Origin of the sequence: Kluyvera intermedia (assembly GCF_021440345.1) — a bacterium.
In the GTDB taxonomy this organism is placed as follows: Bacteria; Pseudomonadota; Gammaproteobacteria; order Enterobacterales; family Enterobacteriaceae; genus Kluyvera; species Kluyvera intermedia_A.
Window position 1 is genome coordinate 53466 of the sequence record NZ_JAKCNS010000011.1, and the last position, 17977, is coordinate 71442.

General features: G+C 52.0%; 17 protein-coding genes and 1 tRNA gene. 9 read left to right on the forward strand and 9 right to left on the reverse strand.

What is annotated here, in order from left to right:
- Positions 1-3 precede the first annotated feature (3 nt).
- Positions 4-936, reverse strand: coding sequence for a 50S ribosomal protein L3 N(5)-glutamine methyltransferase (prmB, locus tag LZ634_RS03045; protein ID WP_234502294.1), 933 nt, complete (start codon positions 934-936; stop codon positions 4-6).
- 162 nt (positions 937-1098) lie between these two features.
- Here prmB and smrB point away from each other — a divergent pair, with 162 nt between their 5' ends.
- Positions 1099-1650 carry an endonuclease SmrB gene (smrB, locus tag LZ634_RS03050; RefSeq protein WP_234502295.1) on the forward strand — a complete coding sequence of 184 codons (552 nt, stop codon included), beginning with the start codon at positions 1099-1101 and terminating at the stop codon, positions 1648-1650.
- 151 nt (positions 1651-1801) lie between these two features.
- On the opposite strand, the gene sixA is transcribed toward smrB, so the two are convergent.
- From sixA to LZ634_RS03070, 4 genes are all read right to left on the reverse strand, one after another.
- On the reverse strand, positions 1802-2287 hold the full coding sequence (gene sixA, locus LZ634_RS03055; RefSeq protein ID WP_234502296.1) for a phosphohistidine phosphatase SixA: 486 nt from the start codon (positions 2285-2287) through the stop codon (positions 1802-1804).
- Positions 2288-2474: 187 nt separating this feature from the next.
- Positions 2475-4625 carry a fatty acid oxidation complex subunit alpha FadJ gene (fadJ, locus tag LZ634_RS03060; RefSeq protein ID WP_234502297.1) on the reverse strand — a complete coding sequence of 717 codons (2151 nt, stop codon included), beginning with the start codon at positions 4623-4625 and terminating at the stop codon, positions 2475-2477.
- The gene (gene fadI / locus LZ634_RS03065; protein ID WP_234502298.1) at positions 4625-5935 is read right to left on the reverse strand and encodes an acetyl-CoA C-acyltransferase FadI; all 1311 of its coding nucleotides are present in this window, start codon (positions 5933-5935) and stop codon (positions 4625-4627) included. Before fadI ends, fadJ begins: the two co-directional genes overlap by 1 nt.
- 184 nt (positions 5936-6119) lie before the next feature.
- A complete protein-coding gene (locus LZ634_RS03070) occupies positions 6120-6404 on the reverse strand; it encodes a YfcZ/YiiS family protein (protein WP_234502299.1) in 285 nt (94 codons plus the stop codon).
- A 372-nt stretch (positions 6405-6776) separates the two neighbouring features.
- On the opposite strand from LZ634_RS03070, the gene fadL reads away from it, so the two are divergent.
- Positions 6777-8075: a long-chain fatty acid transporter FadL gene (gene fadL, locus LZ634_RS03075; protein WP_234502300.1), complete on the forward strand. Its 1299-nt coding sequence runs from the start codon at positions 6777-6779 to the stop codon at positions 8073-8075.
- Between the two features lie 63 nt (positions 8076-8138).
- Here the strand turns inward: fadL and mlaA are convergent, their stop codons facing one another.
- On the reverse strand, positions 8139-8894 hold the full coding sequence (gene mlaA / locus LZ634_RS03080; RefSeq protein WP_234502301.1) for a phospholipid-binding lipoprotein MlaA: 756 nt from the start codon (positions 8892-8894) through the stop codon (positions 8139-8141).
- 288 nt (positions 8895-9182) lie between these two features.
- Between mlaA and LZ634_RS03085 the strand changes: the two genes are divergently transcribed.
- From LZ634_RS03085 to LZ634_RS03095, 3 genes are all read left to right on the forward strand, one after another.
- Positions 9183-10124, forward strand: a complete 942-nt coding sequence (locus LZ634_RS03085) for a formate/nitrite transporter family protein (RefSeq protein WP_234502302.1) — start codon at positions 9183-9185, stop codon at positions 10122-10124.
- A gap of 75 nt (positions 10125-10199) precedes the next feature.
- Positions 10200-10271 (forward strand) — tRNA-Arg (locus LZ634_RS03090).
- Positions 10272-10443: 172 nt separating this feature from the next.
- Positions 10444-10983 (forward strand): DUF2058 domain-containing protein, encoded by a 540-nt coding sequence (locus LZ634_RS03095; protein WP_234502303.1) that lies wholly within the window; start codon positions 10444-10446, stop codon positions 10981-10983.
- 77 nt (positions 10984-11060) lie between these two features.
- Here LZ634_RS03095 and LZ634_RS03100 read toward each other — a convergent pair whose 3' ends face one another.
- The gene (locus LZ634_RS03100) at positions 11061-11693 is read right to left on the reverse strand and encodes a DNA-binding protein (RefSeq protein ID WP_234502304.1); all 633 of its coding nucleotides are present in this window, start codon (positions 11691-11693) and stop codon (positions 11061-11063) included.
- Between the two features lie 286 nt (positions 11694-11979).
- Here LZ634_RS03100 and LZ634_RS03105 point away from each other — a divergent pair, with 286 nt between their 5' ends.
- Positions 11980-12456, forward strand: coding sequence for a WbuC family cupin fold metalloprotein (locus tag LZ634_RS03105; RefSeq protein ID WP_234502305.1), 477 nt, complete (start codon positions 11980-11982; stop codon positions 12454-12456).
- Positions 12457-12501: 45 nt separating this feature from the next.
- Here the strand turns inward: LZ634_RS03105 and LZ634_RS03110 are convergent, their stop codons facing one another.
- Positions 12502-13377, reverse strand: a complete 876-nt coding sequence (locus LZ634_RS03110) for an extended-spectrum class A beta-lactamase CTX-M-246 (RefSeq protein WP_213994582.1) — start codon at positions 13375-13377, stop codon at positions 12502-12504.
- A gap of 377 nt (positions 13378-13754) precedes the next feature.
- On the opposite strand from LZ634_RS03110, the gene ypdK reads away from it, so the two are divergent.
- Positions 13755-13826 carry a membrane protein YpdK gene (gene ypdK, locus LZ634_RS03115; protein WP_112204148.1) on the forward strand — a complete coding sequence of 24 codons (72 nt, stop codon included), beginning with the start codon at positions 13755-13757 and terminating at the stop codon, positions 13824-13826.
- A gap of 64 nt (positions 13827-13890) precedes the next feature.
- Here the strand turns inward: ypdK and alaC are convergent, their stop codons facing one another.
- Positions 13891-15117 (reverse strand): alanine transaminase, encoded by a 1227-nt coding sequence (gene alaC, locus LZ634_RS03120; RefSeq protein WP_234502306.1) that lies wholly within the window; start codon positions 15115-15117, stop codon positions 13891-13893.
- 390 nt (positions 15118-15507) lie between these two features.
- Between alaC and LZ634_RS03125 the strand changes: the two genes are divergently transcribed.
- Together LZ634_RS03125 and LZ634_RS03130 are read left to right on the forward strand one after the other, a co-directional pair.
- Complete coding sequence (locus LZ634_RS03125; protein ID WP_234502307.1) at positions 15508-17208, forward strand: sensor histidine kinase; 1701 nt, start codon at positions 15508-15510, stop codon at positions 17206-17208.
- Between the two features lie 12 nt (positions 17209-17220).
- Positions 17221-17958 carry a LytR/AlgR family response regulator transcription factor gene (locus LZ634_RS03130; RefSeq protein ID WP_234502308.1) on the forward strand — a complete coding sequence of 246 codons (738 nt, stop codon included), beginning with the start codon at positions 17221-17223 and terminating at the stop codon, positions 17956-17958.
- Positions 17959-17977 lie beyond the last annotated feature (19 nt).

Below are 17977 nucleotides of genomic sequence, written 5' to 3' on the forward strand. Positions count from 1 at the left end.
TAATCAGTCTTTGTACTGGCCGAAGTGGTTCTGCGCCGCTACCAGCTGCGCTTTAGTCAGCATAAAGACACCGTCACCGCCGTTATCAAACTCAAGCCAGGTGAACGGCACATCCGGATATTGATCCATCAGATGTACCATGCTGTTACCCACTTCACAAATCAGAACGCCATCATCGGTCAGGTAATCCGGCGCGCAGCCCAGAATACGGCGAGTCAGGTGCAAACCATCGCTACCGGAAGCCAGACCCAGCTCCGGCTCGTGGCGATATTCTGACGGCAGATCGTCCATATCTTCTTCATCCACGTACGGCGGATTGGTGACAATAAGATCGTATTGCAGGGTTGGCAGATCGCGGAACAGATCGGAGCGGATCGGCGTGACGTTGTGGATCATGCCGTGTTCTTCGATGTTGTATTCAGTGACTGCCAGCGCATCCGGGGAAACATCAATCGCGTCGACTTCGGCTTCCGGGAAAGCGTAGGCGCAAGCAATGGCGATACAGCCGCTGCCGGTACACATATCCAGAATATGCTCAGGCTGATGATTGATTAAGCCAGCAAAACGGTTGTTAATCAGTTCACCAATCGGTGAACGAGGCACCAGAACGCGATCGTCGACGTAGAATTCGTGACCGCAGAACCAGGCTTTATTGGTCAGATAGGCGACCGGAATACGTTCGTTGACGCGACGAATCACGCGCTCAACAATCAGCTGTTTTTCGCTGGTTGTCAGACGGGCAATACGCATATCTTCAGGGATATCCAGCGGCAGATACAGCGTTGGCAGCACCAGCTGTACGGCTTCGTCCCACGGGTTATCGGTGCCATGACCGTACCAGATATTGGCCGCGCTAAAGCGGCTTACCGCCCAGCGTAACATGTCCTGAATGGTGTGCAGCTCACTGACTGCTTCTTCAACAAATATCTTATCCACGTTGTCCTCCAGGGCATGCGTCGGGGTAAATTCGGCGGCTAGTTTGCCATGAAGACGGCGATAAATCAGCATTCTTGCGTAGGCTGCGGGGAAAAAAGCGTTTTCGCTGCAGGGAGCGGCGTGAAAAGGTAAACTAGTGGAAAAAATGACTGAGAAGAATCAATGAAAAAGACACCCTCACTGAGCGAGGAGGATCAGGCGCTCTTTCAGCAGCTGATGACCGGGACGCGTAAAATTAAGCAGGACACTATTGTCCATCGTCCGCCACGTAAAAAAATCAGCGAGATCCCGCCCAAGCGCTTGCTGCAGGAGCAGGCGGACAACAGCCACTTTTTCTCCGATGAATTCCAGCCACTGCTGAATACCAACGGTCCAGTGAAATACGTGCGCGAAGACGTCAGCCATTTTGAGCTTAAAAAACTGCGCCGCGGTGATTACTCCCCGGAGCTGTTCCTCGACCTACACGGCTTAACGCAGATGCAGGCTAAACAGGAGCTGGGAGCGCTTATCGCCGCCTGCCGCCGGGAGCATGTCTTTTGTGCCTGCGTGATGCATGGTCATGGTAAACATATTCTGAAGCAACAAACGCCGCTGTGGTTGGCACAACACCCGCACGTAATGGCTTTTCATCAGGCGTCGAAAGAGTACGGCGGTGATGCCGCGCTGCTGGTATTAATTGAGGTTGAAGAGTGGCTGCCGCCGGAATTACCTTGATACGATCCCCGGAGTTGGTATCCACGCCTCGTCCGGGTTATCGCTAAAGCACCGTTTGCAGGCCGGGTAAATCTGCTCCGGGCTGCCTGATGGCGCCATGCTTATCATAAGGTGGCCACTGGAAGTGGCCAGAGGCCTGTGGGTGCCGTCGTTAAATGGCTTTCGCCATTCTGAGATTGCACGGGCTCATTTGCCAGTTGAGAGTACCCTGCCCATTCGCGTCCAGAGTGACGCTGGCAATGGCAGAAGTTGTAAACATCGGTGGCACCTCGCCTGGGCATAGTTCCGCGACCAGGTAGCCAACCAGCGGTAAGTGAGAAATCACCAGCACCGATGACGTTCCTTCATTGGCTAACGCTTGCAGGTAGGCGCTGACCAGGCCGATATCGCCGCACGGCGTTAACTCCTGCAGAACGTCGACCTCTTTTGGCAGGGTCATACACTCCCCAACCACTTCCAGCGTCTGTTCCGCACGCAGATATGGACTGACCAGAATACGGTCGATGTCCACTTTTTGGCCTTTCAGCCAGGTTGCCATCTGACGAGATTCATCACAACCACAACCGGTGAGAGGACGAACCGAATCACTTGCTGCATCGAGAGCAGCATCGCCGTGACGCATAATAAAAACTTGCATATTGCACCGCTTTTGTTAACCAGAAGCACCAGCGTCACCATAACGGTGACGCGGTAGCCGGGCATTGTGCCTTATCCATTCACTGAATGAAACGTTGCTTTTTACCTTACTGCCGTAAGTATAGTCAACATCTGTTTACAAAATAGCCAGAAACCTTGTATTCAATCGGGGTTCTCCTACTTTGACCTCAATTCAGCGGAACTGTTTCATGACCTGGCCAAAAGGTTAGCTCACGCTCTGCCCGCTGGATAAGTGCCTCACAAGGGGAGAACCGCGAACCGTGCTGGGTAGCCAATCGTTGCAATCGGGCAACCACTTCACCCGCTCCCAGCGTATCCATATAACGGAGCGGGCCACCGAGAAACGGTGGGAATCCAATACCAAATACCGCGCCAATGTCACCATCACGCGCACTACGAACAATGCCTTCGTCAACGCAGCGAGCGGCTTCATTGAGCATTAACATCACGCAGCGTTCAGCGATTTGCTGTGCCGAACATTGGCTATGCCGAGGCGCCATTCCCGCCAGAGAATAGACCGCCTTGTCGACCTGTTTCTTGCTTTTACGCCCTTTCACACCATAAAGATAGAAACCCCGACCATTTTTTCTACCTTTGCGATCGTCATTCAAAATTGCCTGAATCAAACTTGCAGGCGCGCTGAAACGTTCACCGTAAGCGGCTTCAAGGATAGGCAAAATTTTGGTGCCGGTATCAATTCCCACTTCATCTAAAAGCTGAATTGGCCCTACCGGAAAACCAAATTTAACCAACGCATTATCAATATCCTCCACGCTTTCGCCTTCCACTAGCATCCGCATGGCTTCGGCAATATAAGGCGCCAGAATGCGGTTAACGTAGAAGCCCGCTTTATCGGCAACCACAATCGGCGTTTTACCCTGTTTTTTCGCCAATTTTACGGTAGTCGCAATTGTCTGCTCAGAGGTGCCCGCATGAGGTATCACTTCCACCAGCGGCATTTTCTCTACCGGACTGAAAAAGTGCAGACCAATAACCAGCTCAGGCCGCTGGGCAAGCGCCGCAATATCACCAATCGGTAAAGATGAGGTGTTCGATGCAAAAATGGTGTGAGAGGCGCAATTCTGCTCAACTTCCGTCACCATCTTTTGCTTCAGCGTCAGATCTTCAAACACCGCCTCGATAACTACATCACGATGCGCAAAACCACGATAGTCAGTGCCACCCGAAATGATGGCCAGCTGGCTGTCGCGTTCGGCGGCTTTCATATGGCGACGACGAACTTTTTGTTCCAGCTGATCCCAGCTGTATTTCAGCGCATGGTTAATGCCATTCGCGTTAATATCTTTAATTCGCACCGGCAGCTTTCCTTTCACCGCCGTCACGTAGGCAATACCGCCGCCCATCAAACCGCCACCAAGCACGCCGACCGATTGCAGCGGGCCGGCCTCAACGCTGGCACCGGGATCTTTTTTCAGATCGGTGCTAGCAAAGAAAATATTACGCAGCGCCTGCGACTGTGGCGTCATCGCCAGTTCACCGAAGGCACGCGCTTCCGCCTCGTATCCACTAGAGGCCCCGTGTGCGAGGCCCGTTTCGATCACCTGCAAAATTTTATCGGTTGCCGGGTAGTTGCCCTGAGTTTTCTGCGCCGTTTTTTTACCCGCCATACTGAACAGTAGATTTCGTCCTAGCGGCCCGGCAAGAATGCGTTCCCGAATCGGCAAACGACGATGTTCGTGCTGGGGCTTGCGCGCACATTCGGCGGCCGCCTCCAGCAAAATTGAGTGTGGTACCACTTCATCAACCAGCCCAGCTTTGAGCGCCTGGCGAGCACGCAGTTGCTTGCCGGTCAGGATCATATCCAGCGCGGTACTTACGCCCACCAGCCGCGGTAATCGCTGAGTACCCCCAGAGCCAGGCAACAGGCCAAGCTGAACTTCCGGTAGCCCCAGAACTGTACGCCCATCGTCGGAACAAATACGGGCGTGGCAGGCCAACGCCAACTCCAGTCCTCCGCCAAGGCAAGCGCCGTGAATTGCCGCCACTACAGGGATTGATAAGCTGGCGATTTCAGCCATCACCTGCTGCCCCTGACGTGCAAGCGCTTCGGCCTCCTGGGCGCTTTTGCATCGGCCAATCATGTTGATATCGGCCCCGGCAATAAAATTGTCGGGTTTAGCAGAGATAATCACCACGCCCTGTAAGGTTTTATTCTCACGGATTTGTTTGAGAATCGCCCGTACCTGAGCGCCAAATTCGGCCTTCAGGGTATTCATCTTTTCATCGGGGACATCAATCGCGACTACGGCGACATTATCCGGGCGAACGGTGAGTGTGAATGCAGATTTCATGTCCATTATTCAGCCTCCAGAACCATCGCCGCACCAAGTCCACCCGCCGCACAGGCGGTCACCAGACCAAACCCGCCGCCGCGACGACGCAGCTCGTTAAGCGTCTGAGTGATCATACGCGCACCGGTTGCTGCAAATGGGTGACCGTAGGCAATAGAGCCACCCAGCACGTTAAATTTACTTTCATCCACCTCGCCGGTGGCATGGCTTCGTCCCAGCACCTCGCGGGCGAATTTCTCGCTCGCCAGACACTGAATATTCGCGAGCGTCTGGGCCGCGAAGGCTTCATGCATATCAATAAGCGTCAGGTCAGCAAAGCTCAGACCTGCACGTTCCAGCGCCAGCGGCGTCGACCAGGCCGGGCCCAAAAGCATGTCCTGCCAGACATCAATGGCAGTAAATGCATAGCTGCGCAGATAGCCGAGCGGCGTGAGCCCAAGTTCTTTGGCGCGGGATTCGGTCATCAGGATCACCGCCGCGGCGCCATCAGTTAAGGGGGTGCTGTTCGCCGCCGTCACCGTGCCATGCTGGCGATCAAATGCCGGGCGCAGCTTGGCATAGTCGGCAAGCGTCGAATTGCCGCGAATGTTATTGTCCTGCTCCAGCGGATTACGGTACGGCGGAGAGTAGGCCGTCATCACTTCATCATTAAGTTTACCCGCCGCCCAGGCCTGTGCCGCCAGCTGATGCGAGCGGTTAGCCAACGCGTCTTGTTGTTCACGGGTAATGCCATAGGTTTTCGCCATCTGCTCGGCGGTATCGCCCATCCGCAGGCCGGTCGAATATTCGGCAACCGCTGGCGGCACCGGCATCAGGTCGCGCAGACGTAAGCGAGAAAAGAGTTTGAGCTTCTGCCCAAGCGTACGGGCTTTATTAGCATCCACCAGCGTGCGCGCCAGCTTTTTGCTGACGCCAATCGGCAGAACGGAAGACGAATCGGCACCACCGGCAATGCCCGCACGGATTGTCCCGGCCATTAAACTTTCCGCGACGTTCGCTACCGCCTGGAAACTGGTTGCGCAGGCGCGGCTCACGCTATAGGCATCGGTATGCACGTTCATGCCGGTACCCAGCACAATTTCACGGGCAATATTTGGCGCAGCCGGCATTTGTACCACCTGACCAAAGACCAGTTGCTCAATCACGTCCGGGGAAATTTCACTACGCGCCAGCATTTCACCCACCACCATCTTCCCGAGATCCACGGCGGGAACGCCATGGAAAGCGGTCGCCTGACGGGCAAACGGGGTGCGTAACCCACTCACAATAGCAATGCGATCGCCCTGACGGGTGATTAGCGGTAGCGCCTGACTCATAACTCTCCCCTGTTATCGGAAATCGACCAAGTGGTCTGACCTGATAACATTCTTAACTAATTTTTTACACTTAGCCAATCGAAGAGAGGAAAAATTGGGAGCTAAAACACATTGAGCACAAAAGAAAACGCCCCTGCGGCATCAGCAGCAGGGGCGTTATTAAGAGCAGTGAGTCAGAATGCGATTAACGCAGACCCAGCTGGAAGATCAGGGTTTCAGCTTCACATGCGAAAACGAAGTCGATGTCCAGCTGTACGCCGCCTTCCACCTCTTTAAAAGTAGAGGTGATTTGGCACGGTTCGGACTCGACGCCACGCGCTTTTTCAGTCAACGCAGCCAGAGTTTCTTCTGCTTGTGCACGGTTAGCGAATACGCGGCTATAGGATGCGGTGCAGTCGGTGTTGTCCATAATGGTACCAACATCCATGCAGCAGCAAACTGGGGTTTCATCAGCACTACATTTACTCATTGCAGATTTCCTCTGTTTTGTGCACTCAAGGTGCCAGATAAACTATGTGCCTATTTTACGCCCGCCCGCGGTCCCCCTCCAGTCGTTAATGAGATGAAATGGGATAAGTGACCGAAATCACAATTAAAAATGATCTAAAACAAATTCAGCGTTTGGTTACCCATGACCAGACCCGCAATTTTGCCAACCAGATCCCGTTTTAAACAACATCTTTGAAAATATTAATAAACAATATTGCAACATCCCATCTGGTCAGACCTATACTCTCGTCACTGGTCTGATTTCTAAGTTGTAGTCCAGCCCCTACACTTCGCGCTTCTGTTACTACATGTAACATTGTTTGTATAAAAATAACTCAATGAGGTTATGGTCATGAGCCAAAAAACCCGTTTCACGAAGTCTGCTCTTGCTGTTGCAGTGGCACTTGTTTCCACCCAAGCCTGGTCAGCAGGTTTCCAGCTAAATGAATTCTCATCTTCCGGTCTGGGCCGCGCCTATTCAGGCGAAGGTGCAATCGCCGATGATGCGGGTAATGCCAGCCGTAACCCGGCGCTGATTACAATGTTCGACCGCCCGGAATTTTCTATCGGTGCGGTGTTCATTGACCCTGATGTAAATATTACAGGCAAATCCCCGGCTACCGGCAAAAGCACCGATGCCGACAATATCGCGCCAACCGCCTGGGTACCCAACGTCCACTTCGTGATGCCAATTAACGAACAGTTTGGTTGGGGGGCTTCCATCACCTCCAACTACGGCCTGGCCACTGAGTTTAATAATAGCTACGCTGCCGGCATGTACGGCGGCAAGACCGACCTGCAAACCGCTAACCTCAACCTGAGCGGAGCCTACCGTCTGAGCAGCAACTGGAGCTTCGGCCTCGGGTTTGATGCCGTGTACGCTAAGGCAAAAATTGAGCGTTATGCCGGTGATACGAGCCTCTCTCTGAGCCGACTGCCTGGCTCTGGAGTCACCGGGCCGGACACTCAAATCGCTCATTTGAAAGGTGATGAATGGGGTTACGGCTGGAATGCGGGTATTTTGTATGAGCTGGATAAAAATAACCGTTGGGGTCTGACCTATCGCTCAGAAGTAAAAATTGACTTCGATGGCGATTATAAAAGCAACATCTCAAGCCGCTATAACGGAAGACTTCCCGCAGAGGTGCCGTACGGTACAGATGGCCGCACCATCGGCGGTTCTCTGACCCTGAACCTGCCTGAAATGTGGGAAATCTCCGGTTATAACAAGGTCGATCCACAGTGGGCTATCCACTATAGCATCGCCTATACCAGCTGGAGTCAGTTCCAGGAGCTGAAAGCGACCGGCTCAAACGGCCAGCAGCTGTTCTATAAAGACGAGAGCTTTAAAGACGCTTACCGTATCGCGTTGGGTACCACCTATTACTACGACAAAAACTGGACCTTCCGTACCGGTATTGCGTTCGATGATAGCCCGGTTCCAGCAAACCATCGCTCTATTTCTATCCCAGATCAGGACCGTTTCTGGCTGAGCGCCGGTACCACCTATGCGTTTAACGAAGATGCCTCTATCGACTTTGGCGCCTCTTACATGCATGGTCAGACCGTTACCGTTCAGGAAGGCGACTACACCTTCAAATCTGAAGGTAAAGCCTGGCTGTTCGGTTCTAACTTCAACTATCGCTTCTGATAGCCTGAAGACATAAAAAAAGGGTGAACATCATGTTCACCCTTTTTTATTACCGCCAATCGGTTATTCCGAATCGATATCCTTCAGATCGCCCTCAATCGCCTGCGCGTTCGGGTTCACTTCAGGTTTGAGCTTACCGCCATTAGCAATAAAGTCATGCTGCTGGAAGTAGGCTTCACGCACCATAATATACGGATCGGCAGACTGACGTAGCAGGCCATCGGAGTCGAGCAACTGGGCACGGGTTTCAACACCTTCAACCACCCATTTACCAATCGACATTGGCCAGGTCAGCCAGGAGAGCACCGGATAGGTGGTATCGGCCATGTCGCCAACATCTTCACGCAGGGTGAAGCTGCCGTAAAACGGCAGTTGCATATATGGCCCATAGCCCACGCCATAATGCCCCAGCGTGCTGCCAAAACGGTGTGGCTGAACGCGCTGCAGTTTCGGGTTAGCCATACCTGCAACATCAATAAAGCCGCCCATCCCAATAACGGTATTCAGGAAGAAACGCGTAAAGTGGACCATCCCCTGGTACGGGTCCCCCTGCAGGAAGGAGTTCACCATAATGGCCGGCTCTTCCAGGTTGCTGGTAAAGTTGCCAAGGCCATTGCGCGCAGGCTGCGGAACATAATCACGCCATGCTACCGCTACCGGACGTAGGACATACGGATCCAACACGTTGAAGTTGAAGCTGTACATGGTCCGGTTAAATCCTTCAAGCGGGTCTGAACGCCCCTGCTGTTCTGTAGCGGAACTCGCACAGCCCATCAGTAGTGTGGTTCCCAGCGCCAGCGCCGACAGGCGAAGCTTCATAAATGTCTCCCTGTTGATAATGGCTATCACTGATTGCCATCCATGACGGAACGCTCGCGTATCCGCCCGTTTAGATGTGAGCGATTGTAACAGCCCATCGAACGATGTCTATATAACCGGCCTCGCTGATTTGATCATAGCCTGGTAACGCCGCCGCAGCGGTACATCTGTTTCTCCAGGTCGATAAAGCTAAGGCCAGGGTTCTCGTAATTTCAGAATACATCCAACCGCGTGTCAAACATAAGCCGCTACGCTTAGGCTATACGTGCTTATTTCAGGAATACTGAGATGAATGACATCGAAAATGAAAAGATAGATAAACACAGCGACGAATTAGCGGTGGAGAGCGAAGAGAAGCAAACGGGGACAAAGATAGAGGTTGATGAGGATAGGCTCCCCTCCCGCGCAATGGCAATTCATGAGCACATACGTCAGGAAGGCGAAAAAGAAATGGAGCGCGATGCCATGGCGCTACTTTGGTCAGCTATCGCCGCGGGATTATCAATGGGGGCATCATTGCTGGCAAAGGGCATCTTTCACGTCGAGCTTGAAGGTGTTCCCGGAGGTTTTTTATTGGAGAATCTCGGCTATACCTTCGGTTTTATTATTGTCATCATGGCCCGGCAGCAGCTGTTTACCGAGAATACCGTGACTGCCGTCCTCCCGGTGATGCAAAACCCAACCCTCGGTAATTTTGCTTTGCTAATGAGGCTATGGGGCGTCGTGCTGCTCGGGAATATTATCGGTACCGGAATTGCCGCATGGGCTTTTGAGTATATGCCAATTTTCGATGAGCACACGCGTGATGCTTTCGTGAAAATCGGCATGGATGTGATGAAAAACAGCCCAACCGAGATGTTTGCAAATGCCATTATCTCCGGCTGGCTCATTGCCACGATGGTCTGGATGTTTCCCGCTGCGGGTGCGGCAAAAATCGTGGTGATTATTTTGATGACCTGGCTTATTGCGCTGGGCGACACCACGCACATTGTGGTCGGTTCGGTGGAAATTCTCTATTTGGTGTTCAACGGCACGCTTCATTGGAGCGATTTTATTTGGCCTTTCGCGCTCCCGACTCTCGCCGGAAACATCTGCGGTGGTACGTTTATTTTCGCACTAATGAGCCACGCGCAGATCCGTAATGATATGAGCAACGCGCGTAAAGAAAAGCTTCGTCGACAGGATACAGAACGGGTTAAAAAGGATAGCGGCCGAGATAATCCATCCTGAATGGCGACGGTTTGAGCAGTCAAGCGGCTATGTACTTACTCCAGCGGACAAAAAACGGTATACTCCTGCCGCTTCGTCCCCTTAGTTAAATGGATATAACGAGCCCCTCCTAAGGGCTAGTTGCAGGTTCGATTCCTGCAGGGGACACTTTACCGCCACGTCTCTATTCGACGTTTCCCCTCTGCGTAATCAGCCGAAAACCGTACCCCCCTTCCGACCTGCAGCATTAAGCCTTTTCGTCACGAACCCGCAATCTGGCACAGCCTATACGGATAAGGTTATAATCCCCAACATTCTTTTATTGGGTTTAGACACGAACATGACAAAATTAACATTACAAGAGCAGATGCTTAAGGCTGGGCTCGTCTCCAGTAAAAAAATGGCGAAAGTACAAAAAACAGCGAAAAAATCGCGCGTTCAGGCTCGTGAGGCCAGAGAGGCGGTTGAAGAAAACAAGAAGGCACAGATCGAGCGCGATAAGCTGTTAAGCGAGCAGCAAAAAAAAGCGACGTTGTCGAAAGAGTACAAAGCACAGATAAAACAACTCATTGAAATGAATAAAGTTGTTATTTCAAGAGGCGATATTGGGTTTAACTTCACCGATAATAATGTCATCAAAAAAATCTACGTGGATAAAACCGCTCAGGCACAGCTTATCAGCGGCCGCCTGACGATTGCGCGTCTGACCGCCGAAGCCAGCGCCGAAAGCGAGTATGCGCTAATCCCCGCAGGCGTCGCCGATAAAATCGCCCAGCGCGATGCCAGCTATATTGTTTTAAGCAATGAGATCAGCAAAGAAACGCTGGACGAAGAAGATCCGTACGCCGCTTTTGTCGTTCCTGATGATTTGATGTGGTAATCGCAACAATCTGATTTCTCGCCCAATTGGCCCGAGCAGTTCGACTCATAACATCGCGTAAGTATGGCAATGTGAGTTTAGCGGGCCTCAGCTCGATAGACCGGAACAAGCCGCGTAGTATCGGTGAGGCTATCGAAGACCATCGTTTCTGCCGTTGCGATTACCATGCCTGATTTCCTCAGCCGCTGCACATCCGTGGCGATCCGCTGAATTCCGAACCAGAATAATCCGTCCAGCGCCGTGACGTGTAGGCCGCTTTCCAGCGCTTGTTTAAGACGCTGACGCGGCGCTTTAACCTCTTTGGCGATTTTCTGGAAGGGCGTGGCCGTGGTTCCTGTAGGATCAACGCGCTGAATACGGGTTGCCAGGCTGTACTGAAACGCATCCGGGACCGCACTCAAATCAGCCTTCAGACTGTAGACGCAGCCAAACCGTTTACCGTTAAAAATGACATTTTTCTGGTTAAGCCGAAGCCCGTCACGGATGCCAGCAATAAGCTGCGGCGCGCGGGTTAACATCAGCCGAAAAGGCAGCTCAAAGCTGGTGACATAGTCCACATTCAGCAAGGCAATTCGCAAGCGCTCTTGCGCACCAGCATGAGATTGTCGACATTCGTCGATCACTTCGCGCCACTGATTAGCAAGACGCTCTGGCTCGCTGGCTTCTGTAAAACTGTACTTTTCAATCTGATAGTCAATTTTTCCCGCCACGCTGAGCGTCCTTTTCGTCATTGTTTAGTGAACGTTGTTTATTTTACCAGCACACTGAAATAATTGGGGGATGATTACCACCATAAACATTTTCCCGGACGGTAAAAAGAATTACAGATTTTATCGACTAAAAAAGTGGCCCGGATATCTGCACTACCGTCAATGCCAGTTCAGTAAATCAGGATGGGGAAAATGGACAAACCCAGTTCTTCACTTGTTCTAAGGGTTCTGTCACCCTGACGCCATACGGTAATCCCCCAATTCATTAATCGACAAGGTCATCCTGATGAAACAAATTACCATGAGCGATATGCAGCAACAGAGCGCAGCGGCCATGCAGTCGCCTCGGCTCCGTGCGCATCGTAATTTCCATCCAGAATTAAGCGATTCGGTCCAACGTCTGGCCATTGCCATGGAACCTGGGACCTACGTGCGCCCGCACCGACACCCTCACACCTTCGAGCTACTGTTGCCATTAAGTGGTCGTTTCGTGGTGCTGAATTTTGACGATCGGGGTACCGTCACCCATCGGGCGATATTGGGGGAAACCTGTACGGTGCTGGAGATGGCCGCTGGAGTCTGGCATGCCGTGCTGTCGCTGGATACCGGTGGCGTCATTTTTGAAGTAAAACACGGTGGCTATCAACCCGTGGCTGCCGATGACTATGCGCACTGGGCTCCAGCGGAAGGAGAATCAGGAACCACGGAGCTTATGGCCTGGTATGCGCAAGCGCAGGTGGGCGATGGTGGTTTTGCCGTCTGAGGTGATAAACAAAACGGAATGAGTTCCCCCATTCCGTTTCCGTTGCTACAAACCGTCGGTGACGATTTTAGCCGCCGACGCTAATACATCGCGACGGCTTTCTGCCTTAGGTTGGGGCTGGGTGAAGTAAGTGACCAGAATCAGCGGCGCACGATCTTTTGGCCAAATCACCGCGATATCGTTGGTGGTACCATAGTCACCGCTGCCGGTTTTATCCCCCACAACCCAGGAAGCAGGCAGTCCAGCCTGAATACTCGCGGCACCGGTAGTATTGCCTTTCATCCACGCCACCAGCTGCGCCCGTTGGCTGTCACCCAATGCTTTACCCAGCGTCAGATTACGCAGTGTTTGCGCCATTGCCCGAGGTGAAGTGGTATCACGCGGATCGCCCGGAATGGCGGTGTTTAACGTCGGCTCGGTGCGGTCGAGACGGAACGTGTCGTCTCCCAGCTGTCGGGCGAACGCGGTGACGCTAGCCGGGCCGCCAACGTGAGCAATCAGCTTATTCATCGCCACGTTATCGCTGTACTGTAGCGCGGCCGCGCTGAGCTCAGTCAGTGACATCGTCCCATTGACGTGTTTTTCCGCAATCGGATTATAGTTAACCAGGTCAGATTTTTTGATCTCGACTCGCTGATTTAACAGATTCGGTTCGCTTTCACTTTTCTTCAGCACCGCGGCCGCGGCCATCACTTTACTGGTGCTGCACATCGCAAAGCGCTCATCAGCACGATAAAGTATTTGCGAATTATCCGCCGTGTTAATCAATGCCACACCCAGCCTTCCTCCCGACTGCTGCTCTAATTCGGCAAGTTTTTGCTGTACGTCCACCGTTTGCGCATACAGCGGCACACTTCCTAACAACAGCGTGACGGTTGCCGTCGCCATCAGCGTGAACTGGCGCAGTGATTTTTTAACCATGGGATTCCTTATTCTGGAAGAGACGAAATAACAACAACATGAATAGTCAATATTTTACCTGAAGCGAGCCACAAAGCGTCCGCTTTTATGCTTCTGAAAGGCAAACTCTGACGTCGCCAGAATGAAATTTATTACCGAATGAAATTAATGTGTCGCCGAATCACGACACTCGTAAGTAACTAAAAATTAATAAAAAAATCCCTCTTGTTTCACCCCATCTTTAGGCGTACATTAGCGCCATCTGGAGCACAAAAGCACAGAATTCTGAAGTGATGCCAACCGCGAAAATACACAGTTTGAATTTCCATCGGTTGATATCAGTTCGCAGTACCAACGTTCATGAGTGCGTAGAAAAAAGATACGCGGAGAGATGAGTCGTGAAATATTTCTTTATGGGCTTTTCCTTTATGGTCATCGTTTTTGCCGGTACATTTGCCCTGATGATCTAGTGAATAAAATGCATAAAAAAACAGGAGCCATTTGGCTCCTGTTTGCATTTCTGGGATGCGAAAATCATTCCGCAGATTTATGCTCAGACGGCAGTAACCCATCGGCACGGAACATCGCTTTAATCCCGCGAATAGCCTGGCGGATACGGTCGCGGTTCTCAATGAGCGCAAAACGCACGTGGGTATCGCCATAATCGCCAAAACCAATACCCGGCGAAACGCAGACCTTCGCATCCTGCAGCAATTTTTTGGCAAACTCTAGCGATCCCATGGCTGCGTACTTGTCGGGAATTTTGGCCCACACGTACATTGATGCCTTCGGCATCTCAACCATCCAGCCCGCTTCGTGCAGACCTTTAACCAATACATCACGGCGGCGCTTATACTGCTCAGCGATATCGCGTACGCACTGTTGGTCGCCTTCCAGTGCGGCAATTGCCGCCACCTGCAGTGGTGTAAAGGTACCGTAATCGTGATAGCTCTTAATCCGCGCCAGCGCATTAACCAGTGTTTTATTGCCGACCATAAAACCAATACGCCAGCCGGCCATATTATAGCTTTTCGACAGAGTGAAAAATTCCACCGCTACATCACGCGCGCCCGGCACCTGCATAATCGACGGCGCTTTCCAGCCATCATAGACAATGTCAGCGTAAGCCAGATCGTGAACCACCAGCACATCGTAGCGCTTGGCCAACGCCACCACTTTTTCGAAAAACTCCAGCTCAACGCACTGGGCGGTTGGGTTGGATGGAAAACCTAAGATCATCATCTTCGGTTTTGGATAGCTTTCGCGGATCGCGCGTTCGAGTTCGTTAAAGAAATCGACCCCTTGCACCAGCGGCACCGAACGAACCTGCGCACCGGCTATCACCGCGCCGTAGATGTGAATCGGGTAGCTTGGGTTGGGCACCAGCACCGTATCACCGTGGTCGAGCGTGGCGAGCATCAGATGTGCCAGCCCCTCTTTCGAGCCAATCGTGACAATCGCTTCGCTTTCTGGGTCAATTTCGACATCGTAGCGATCGTGATACCAACGCGAAATTGCACGACGTAAGCGAGGGATCCCGCGTGAAGTGGAATAACCGTGGGTATCAGGCCGTTGCGCCACGGTACACAGTTTTTCGACAATATGCGGCGGCGTGGCACCGTCGGGGTTCCCCATACTGAAATCAATGATATCCTCGCCGCGCCGACGCGCAGCCATCTTTAATTCAGCGGTAATGTTAAAAACATACGGGGGTAAGCGATCGATACGCGTAAAGCGACGTTCTGGACTGGAGTCAGCCATAAATTCCTCAGGATAACGTGAGCGCCCGAACCGTTCGAGCGACGCTGCCACCGATGTGGCATGAATAGAAAATAACCTGAATAAAATGTGTCTGTCGAGGGGCAATGAAAAAAATGGTGACATCACTAAAAAGAGGAAGTAGTACCAATAAAAATCATTTCTTAACGCCAACATATAGGCGAATATAAAACATATTGGCAACAATACGTTATCGATATGGTTTCATTACACCTTGCTTATCCCGTCGTAAGTTGGTCATTGTGCTCTGTTAAATACCTTTCCTTATCAATCCCCTTTTTAAATTAAGGTTTTTCCCTATTCAGTAAGCCGCTGGTCATCTGACGCCGGGTTACTTATCATAAGACTTTACTGAAGACACCCGGCGCCGCCATGCACGAAATATTCAATATGCTGCTCGCAGTTTATGACAGAGCCGCATTAATGCTGATTTGCCTCTTTTTCCTGATCCGTATTCGCCTTTTCCGCGAATTACTGCACAAGTCGGCCCATACCGCGAAAGAACTGCTCGCCGTCACCGTTATTTTCTCGATGTTCGCTATCTTCAGCACCTGGTCCGGTGTGCCGGTGGAAGGCTCGCTGGTGAACGTGCGCATTATCGCGGTGATGTCCGGTGGGATTTTATTCGGCCCGTGGGTCGGCGGCATCGTCGGGCTCATCGCCGGGACCCACCGCTACCTGATTGATGCGGGTGGCGTCACGGCCGTTCCGTGCTTTATTACCAGTATTATCGCCGGGATCTTAGCTGGCCTGATTAACCGAAAAATTCCAAAAGAGTTGCACTGGAAAATAGGTATCCTCGGCGGAATGCTGTGCGAAACGCTGACCATGATTCTGGTTGTCGTCTGGGCACCCAATATCCCGCTGGGGGTGGATATTGTCTCGAAAATCGGCATTCCAATGATTGCCGGTAGCGTCTGCATCGGTTTTATTGTGTTGCTGGTACAAAGCGTAGAGGGCGAAAAAGAAGCCAGCGCCGCGCGTCAAGCCAAGCTGGCGCTGGATATTGCCAACAAAACGCTGCCGCTCTTTCGCCAGATTAACAGCGATACCCTACGACAGATTTGCGACATCATCCGCCAGGATATTCATGCCGACGCGGTAGCAATTACCAATACCGAGCGCGTGCTGGCCTACGTTGGCGTGGGGGAAGATAACTACCACAACAATGACGATGCCATCAGCCCGACCACCAAACAGGCGATCATTAACGGCGATATCATTATCAAAAACAATGATGAAGCCTACCGTACGCCGGAAATCCACTCGATGCTGGTGATCCCGTTGTCGGAAACGGGAGTCGTGACCGGCACGCTGAAAATCTACTATTGCCACGCCCACCAAATCACCTCTTCTTTGCAGGAGATGGCTATCGGTTTGTCGCAGATTATCTCGACGCAGCTCGAGGTTTCTCGCGCTGAGCAGCTGCGTGAAATGGCAAATAAGGCAGAGCTGCGCGCGCTGCAAAGTAAGATCAATCCCCATTTCTTGTTTAACGCCCTGAACGCCATTTCGTCGTCGATTCGCATGAATCCGGACACTGCGCGACAGTTGATTTTTAATCTGTCCCGCTATCTGCGCTATAACATTGAATTAAAAGACGATGAGCAAATTGATATCCGCAAAGAGCTGTACCAGATAAAGGACTACATCGCCATTGAGCAGGCACGTTTTGGCGATAAGCTGACGGTTATCTACGATATTGACGAAGAGGTGAGCTGTTTTATCCCGAGCCTGCTTATCCAGCCGCTGGTCGAAAACGCTATCGTCCACGGTATTCAACGTAGTAAAGGCAAAGGCGTGGTTACCATCAGTATTACCGAATCCGGCAACCGCGTGCGTATCAGCGTGCGCGATACCGGGCCGGGCATCGACCCGGAGGTGGTGGCGCGAGTTGAAGCTAACGAAATGCCGGGGAATAAAATCGGCCTGCTCAACGTACATCATCGGGTTAAGCTGCTGTATGGCGAAGGGCTGCACATTCGTCGACTGGAGCCAGGAACGGAGATAGCCTTCTACATTCCCAATCAGCGCACGCCGGTCACGACTACCGCCGCCACTTTACTGCCTTAACCTGGAGTACGCATGAAAGTCATCATCGTTGAAGATGAATTCCTGGCACAACAGGAGCTAACCTGGCTGATTCAACAGCACAGCCAGATGGAGATTGTCGGTACCTTTGACGACGGTCTGGACGTGCTGAAGTTTTTGCAGCACAACAAAGTGGATGCCATCTTCCTCGACATCAACATTCCCTCTTTAGACGGGGTGCTGCTGGCGCAGAATATCAGCCAGTTCGCCCATAAGCCGTTTATCGTGTTTATTACCGCGTGGAAAGAGCATGCGGTGGAAGCCTTTGAACTGGAAGCGTTCGACTACATTCTAAAACCCTACCAGGAGATGCGTATCGTCTCCATGCTGCAAAAGCTGGAGTCCAGTTGGCAACAGCAGCAGTCAGGTAACCTCAACAGCCCGGCGGGCGTGACCCGCGAAAATGACACCATCAATCTGATTAAAGATGAGCGCATCATCGTCACGCCAATAAATGACATTTACTACGCCGAGGCGCATGAAAAAATGACGTTTGTTTATACGCGACGAGAGTCCTACGTCATGCCGATGAACATCACTGAATTTTGCAACAAGCTGCCCACCAGCCATTTTTTCCGCTGCCACCGCTCGTATTGCGTGAACCTGAATAAAATCCGTGAGATTGAGCCGTGGTTTAATAACACCTATATTCTGCGCCTGCGCGACCTGGAATTTCAGGTGCCGGTGAGCCGCAGTAAGGTGAAAGAGTTTCGGCAGATAATGCATCTGTAGAAGGGATGCTGGCGACAGG